We start from the raw sequence: 6479 nt of genomic DNA on the forward strand, positions 1-6479 counted from the left end.
TCTTGGCGTTCTCGGTGTTCTTGGCGGCAGGGTCGCGGAGGCCGTGGTCCCTGCGGCCAAATGATCAAAACCCTAACGCGGACGAGCGCCCGCGGTCGCGGGTGGCCGAGCCGACGCGGCGAGGGGGACCCGTCGGGTTACGCTTTGATCATCCCGTCGCCAGCGAGCCGGATGGCGTGCCCGATGCGAGCAGACCTTGGTACACCCCGTGATGTCGCGGCCCTCGCCGCGGCCGCGGGCGAGCTGCGCGAGTGCGCCGCCCGGCTGCGCCGACTCGTCCCGGAGGTGGCCGGGGTGCTGGCCGGTGCGCGTGCCGCCGACACCCCGCGGGCATGGCGGTCACCGTGGCGGATCCGGTGCGCCGCCCGGCTGGACGACTGGCAGCGGGCGCTTGACGTCGGCGCCGGGGTGCTGCGCGATCGGGCCGGGCTGCTCGACTGGCTCGCCGAGCGGTACGACGAGCGTGCCCACGCCTTGCGCCTCGGTCTAGGCGCGGCTGCCGTGGTATCCGCCGACGAGCTCGCCCGGCTGCGCCGGTTCGACGCGTCCGGCGGCGTCGGGAACGACCCACGGGTGTGGATGCTGGCGCACGGACTGGCCACCGGTGGCGTCGAGGGCGATGCCGGGGGGAGGGAGGACCTGCCCGGGGCTATCGGAGGCTCCGGCGATGCCGGCGACGCTGGGGGCAGGCCCGCCGTGAAGGTCCCGATTGACGAAACCGTTCTGTTCGATCCGGTCCTGCTGGGCGTCCTGTCCGACCGCCTGCGGGCGGCGGGCGACCGGTCGGCCGCCCTGGCCCGAGCCGTCGCCGCGGACGGGGGACGGTTGAGCCGGCTGCCCGATCCGTTCGGCGGCGTGGACTGGTCCGATCCGCACTGCCTGTTCGGGGAGCGCAAACCGTCCGCTCCGGCTGGCCTGCTCGGTCTGGCTGGCTCGTCCGGACGGGACGACCCCGTCGGGTTCGGACTGCACGCGGTCGCTGTCGGAGCGCCGGCCATGGCGCGCGGCATCGACCGGCGGATGGCGCGTTTCGCCGCGGCCGAGCTGGTCGCCCGCATCGGCACGGATCCGGCGACGGTGACCGTCAATGATCTGACGGCGATCAGCGTTCGGCTGGCTGGCCTGTCCGCGGCGATGCRCCAGGCGGTCATCTCCCGGCTGCGCGGCCGGCCTCTGGCGGTCCTTGCCGCGGTGGCCGCCCGGGTGATCGAAAATCCGAGCCCCGGCATCCTTGGTTACCTGCCGGCGCTGGCCGACCTCACCGACGCCCTGATCGCCGGGGCCTCCTCGGCCATGATCGGAGACGTCCTGCTGGCCTTCCCATGGCTCGAACCCGGCTACCCTGTCGTCCGCGGACGCCCCGGCGAGGTCGTGGCGGTCGACCGCACCGGCGACCCGACGGTGCGTGACGGGATCAGCCCGAGCGATGTGGGGCAGGGCGGCGTCGCCGACTGCTACCTCGTCGCGGCGCTGATCGGCATCGCCCGCCAGGATCCCGGACTACTCGCGGAGCGGCTGCGGGCCAACCCCAACGGTACTGTCACGATCATCATGCACCCCCGCGGACCGGCCGGCGCCGGCGTGGGCGTCACCGTCACGGCCAGCCTGCCCGCTCGTCGGGTCCAGCCGCCGTACGGGCGATCGGAGGACGAGGCACCCGGGCCGCGGGCGCCGGGCACCTCCCGGTCGCGTGCGGCTGGGTACGAGGAGGTCGCGATGGACGGCGACGACGCGGCGGGACGGCCGGAGCTGTGGCCGGCGCTGTACGAGAAGGCCTACGCCCGGCTGCACGGCGGCTATCCCGCCATCGAATTCGGAAATGCGGCGACGGCCCTGCGGACGCTCACCGGGCGATCGGCGCACGTGTTCGCCGCCCACGAGGCGACCGTTCCCGCCCTCGGGGAGCTCCTCGCCGACGGCGAGGTGGTGATCGTGACCACCCGGCGTCGAACCCGGCCCGGCGGACTCGTCGCGGCGCACGCCTACACCCTGCTCGCCGTGGACGTGGCGCGCCGGCGGGTGCTGCTGCGTAATCCGTGGGATCCGGCGCCCGGGCAGAACAACGAGCGGTGGTACGCCTGGGACGGGATCCTCCCGGATACGCATGCGGTCGTGCACGGCCCGACCCGTTAACGGTCGGTGGCTGCCGCCCCGCTACCGCTGCCGAATGATCGCCACCGGGGTGGGGCAGTGAAGCATGCACTGGTGGCTGACCGATCCCAGCAGCAGCTCGGCGAAGCCGCCGTGACCGCGGGCGCCGACGACGACGAGATCGCACTCGCGACCCTTGACGATCAAGGCCTGGGTGGCCGAGGCGGGCAGCACCACGGCCCGTAGGTCTAGTCCGGCCGGCAGCTGGCCGCGGTCGCGGACGCCCGCGATGGACTCGTCGAGCACGGCCCGGGCCTGGTCCTCCAGGGCCTGGGTGATCTCCCCCGGTGCCTCGGCGAACGGCAACGGGATCGCCGCGAGCCAGGCGTGCACGGCGATCAGCGGAACCCCGCGCAGTGCGGCCTCCCCGGCGGCCCAGGCGAGGGCCGACAGTGCGTTGGGGGAGCCGTCCACACCCACGGCGATCGGTCGGGACGGTCGGGACGGTCGGGACGGTGCGCCGGCCGGGGTCGTGCCTTCGGCGGCGGTCGCGCCCGAGCCGGCGGTCGCGGCCTCGACGTCACCGCGGGCGATCACGATCGGAACCGTGGCGTGTACGGCGACGGAGGCACTGACCGACCCGATCCGCAGCCGGTGCAGCAGCCCCTGCCCCCGGGCGCCGACCACGATCATGCGGGCGTCGCGGCCGACCGTCAGCAGGGCCTCCGCACCCGGCAGGTCCACGGCCTGCTCCGTTACGGAGACGATCGATCCCGGTGGCGTGACCGCCGTCACGGTTTCGTGCAGCGTCCGCTCGGCCGCCTGCGCCAGGCCGGCACGCATCCCGGGCTGGGCCGGACCACGGGCGAAGCCGATCACGGCTTGGATGCCGCACCCCTGCCACTCCGCCTCGGTGAACGCCCAGCGCAGCGCCGTGTGGGAGCCCTCGGAACCATCGACCCCGACCACGATGTCGGCCATCGTCCGCCTCCTTCGAAGCCCGGTCCGGGATACCCGGCTGGTCGGCCGGGAACCCCGTCCGCCCGCGGGGGAGGCCAACGCGGGGGAGGCCAACGCGGGGGAGGCCAACGCGGGGGAGGCCAACGTGGAGTGGAGCTGCCCGCCGATCAACAGCTTCCGGTGTTGTTTTCGTGTGTTCGGGCCAGGTGAACCCTACGTTGGACCATCCTTACCACCCGTCGGCGTGATCCATGGTGAGAAGTGGTGAATGGTTGGGTCACCGGTCCCCGGTAACCCCGTCGTCGGACCGGAAGCCACTGGGCGCCAGCCGCTCCCCTGCCGTGATCGATCGATAAGACGACGAGGTACGACAATGGAGGTCCACGATCTCTGTTGTCGGTGACGGTGGTTGGCGTCCGTTGTGTGGCGGCGGGTCGATCGGGCGAGGTGGCTGTTCCCGTCCGGCCTCGCCGGGCAAGGACGAAGAATGCCGTGACCGGGCGGTCCGGTTTCTCCCGGTGTTCCGGTTCCCGGCGATTTTTCTTGTGCGCCGAGTCCCGTCGTAGTTCCGGATACCGGTGGGCCGGTTCAACCGGTGAGCGCGCCCGGACTTTCCTCCGCACGTGCCGTGGGCAGGATGTACTCGGGCGCGGTCACCGTGGCGGCCATCCCTCCGGCCATCCCTCCGGCGAGGTGCGGGGGGATCCTCCACGCCGCCGAGTCCTCCTCCCCGGGGATGCAGTCCCGCCGGGTGACGCGGTAATAAGGAATTGAATATGACGGATTAAAAATCGATTTCTGGTGTCACCCGATGAGGTTGAAGGCAGGGAGAAGAACTGCTCGGGAGGTCTTTCCGGATGGCCCGGTGTGGCCTTTTCGTGGCCGCCGGCCCCATCTTTTGCTTTGCGTCAGTCGCGCGATGTTTGATGCGTCTGTCGCACCACGAGTCCCCAACGAGGGTGATGAAGTCATGTCCTCTTCATGTGAATGTGGTGGCCCTCCCCAGGAGCCTCCCCTCCAGGCACGGAGTACCGTGCCTGGACAGACGTTGACCGGTCCCCGACCCACCGAACCCGTTCAGGTCGGCATGATCCCCGGGCAACCCGCCCCGGTCCGCTCGGGCGGGCGCAGTCCGTCAGCTTCGAGTGACCCCGCCGAGGAAGGGAGGCACGTGGCGTCGGCCGTGACCCAGCTTGCCCTCCCCGGTGCTCTGGTTCTGGTCCGTGCGCAGGAGCCGGGCACGCTGGTGTCCGATCGCGGGGGATGGCAGCGGGCGGTGCTGCGGGCGGCCCTGCCGTCGGCGGCGAAGCTGGTCGCGTTGACGCTGGCGAGCCACGTCGCCGAGGTTCCGCCGGCGGCGCCCGCCGGTGCCGCGGTGAGCGCCCCCGGCCTGGTCACCCTGGTCGCGGAGACCGGTTACAGCCGGACCCACGTGCAGCGCCAGATCACCAGGCTGCGCAACCAGGGCTGGTTGGCGACGGTGGCCCGGCCCGCGGCTGGCAGGACGACGCGGTTAGCCCTGAGCATCCCCGAGGCCGCCGTACGGGCAGGCGAGGTCCGCCTGGTCGAGGCCGACGTCGCATCCTCGCCGGCGGCTCCGGCGTCCGCGGCTCCGGCGTCCGCGGCTCCGGCGTCCGCGGAGGCCGGCTCGGCAACCGCCGCCTCGGCCGCGCCCGCTCGTCGGCGCCGCGGCGGTCGCCGTGGYCGGATCGGCCTGCGGACGGCGTCTGCGGTCGGCCGTCGTCCCCGGGCGATGGCGTCCGTGGCGGGCGATGGCTCGCCTGGTGCCGCCAGCCCGGCGGTCAACCTCGCCCCCTCGAGGGGCGCCGACCGCCCGGACAGCGCCGGTTCGGATGATCCGGACACCGCCCGTTCGGATGATCCGGACACCGCCCGTTCAGACCAGCCGGAGCCGGGTGACGCCCGAGCGGACGGYGACCCCCAACCGGCTCCGGCCGTGGGCACCGTCGATCCCGCCACCCGCGGGGCCGTGACGGACGAGCCACACGTCCTGACGGACGAGACCGCTGGGGCAGCGGACGCGTCGACTCCCGAACCGGAGCGGGGCGCCCCGACAGTCCCKTTGCCCCCTCCGCCGCCCGAGCCGATGACCCTGGCCGCCAGCCAGGTGATCACGGTCCTCGCGAACGCGATGCGGCGCCCGACGTCCGACTACCTGGCTATCTACCAGAAACTGCGGGTGATCCTGGAGGAGGACAGCTGGGAACCGGTTGAACTGGCCCTGCATCTAGTGCACATCATCACGACCGGTGTCCTGGTCGGGGATGGCGACGAGATCGACAATCTGTCCTGGCGACTCGATCGCCTGCCCAGGGCGTCCGCCGACTGCAACTGCCGCGCCTGCCTGGAGAACCGGGGGATCAGGACCGGACCGACGCCGGGTTCCACCGTCCCGAACCAGGGGCGCGGGCGCTACACCCGCACCGCGAAGGAGAAGGGACCCGCGCCCGGACGCCCAGGATGGGAGGCCTACGGGTCCCGAGCCGCCCGCCCGGAATCCGAGGCGCCGCCCGTGTCGATCCCGCGGCCACCGCTGGAGGCTATCGAGGAGGCCGCTCGCGCGGGACGTGCGCATGCCCAGATGGCGAGCCAGTCGGCGGCTGACGGCGCGGCCTGAGCCGGTCGACCTGTGGTCCGGGTCGCTCGCCGCGGCGAGCGGCGGCGGGCCGCGGATGGTGACGGTCAGTGGCGGATGGTGTTGCATAGTCCCAGCGACAGCCCATCATGGGAAGTCATGGTGACTTCGGTGGACGACACCCGTGGCTGATTCCGGGTCGGACGGCGGCTATGACGCCGACGTGATCGTGATCGGGAGCGGGTTCGGCGGCAGCGTCAGCGCGCTACGGCTCGCGGAGAAGGGCCATCGTGTCCTCGTGCTGGAGGCCGGTCGCCGGTTCACCCCGGACACGCTGCCGAAGAACAGCTGGCACGTTCGCCGGTATCTGTGGATGCCGCGGTTGGGCTGCCACGGTATCCAGAAGATCACCTGGTTGGGTCGGGTCGTGGTGCTGTCCGGAACGGCGGTCGGTGGCGGCTCGGTCGTCTACGCGAACACGCTGTACCGCCCGCTCGACGCCTTCTATACCGACCCGCAGTGGCGGGACATCACCGACTGGCGCCGTGAGCTGGAGCCGTTCTTCGACCAGGCCGAACGCATGCTCGGGGTGAATCCCAACCCGACGACGACGTACTCCGACGAGGTGTTCCGCACGGTCGCCGAGGAGATGCGGGTCGGGTCCACCTTCGCGGCGGCGCCGGTCGGTGTCTTCTTCGGCCGCGACGGCAGCCGGGAACCCGGCGTGCGTGTCCCTGACCCGTACTTCGGCGGCGCCGGCCCGGCTCGGACGGGATGCGTAGAGTGCGGGGAGTGCATGAGCGGCTGCCGTCGAGGGGCCAAGAACACCCTC

At 72.3% G+C, this 6479-nt stretch carries 4 protein-coding genes; 3 read left to right on the forward strand and 1 reads right to left on the reverse strand.

The annotated features are described in order from the left end of the window. Positions 1-183 precede the first annotated feature (183 nt). Positions 184-2133: a C2 family cysteine protease gene (locus tag KBI5_RS16625; RefSeq protein WP_241882966.1), complete on the forward strand. Its 1950-nt coding sequence runs from the start codon at positions 184-186 to the stop codon at positions 2131-2133. Positions 2134-2154: 21 nt separating this feature from the next. Here the strand turns inward: KBI5_RS16625 and KBI5_RS16630 are convergent, their stop codons facing one another. Then, positions 2155-3072, reverse strand: a complete 918-nt coding sequence (locus KBI5_RS16630; RefSeq protein ID WP_070982123.1) for a universal stress protein — start codon at positions 3070-3072, stop codon at positions 2155-2157. A 1150-nt stretch (positions 3073-4222) separates the two neighbouring features. On the opposite strand from KBI5_RS16630, the gene KBI5_RS16635 reads away from it, so the two are divergent. Both KBI5_RS16635 and KBI5_RS16640 read left to right on the forward strand, forming a co-directional pair. After that, positions 4223-5689 carry a hypothetical protein gene (locus tag KBI5_RS16635; protein WP_043590487.1) on the forward strand — a complete coding sequence of 489 codons (1467 nt, stop codon included), beginning with the start codon at positions 4223-4225 and terminating at the stop codon, positions 5687-5689. 142 nt (positions 5690-5831) lie between these two features. After that, on the forward strand, positions 5832-6479 hold a 648-nt coding region (locus tag KBI5_RS16640; protein WP_133057058.1), incomplete at its 3' end, for an FAD-dependent oxidoreductase.

It is taken from the genome of Frankia sp. KB5 (assembly GCF_002099325.1).
Taxonomy (GTDB): Bacteria; Actinomycetota; Actinomycetes; order Frankiales; family Frankiaceae; genus Frankia; species Frankia casuarinae.

Bases quoted from the DNA above. Each gene is read 5' to 3' on its own strand.
- KBI5_RS16630 (WP_070982123.1), bottom strand. From the start codon at position 3,072: ATGGCCGACATCGTGGTCGGGGTCGATGGTTCCGAGGGCTCCCACACG.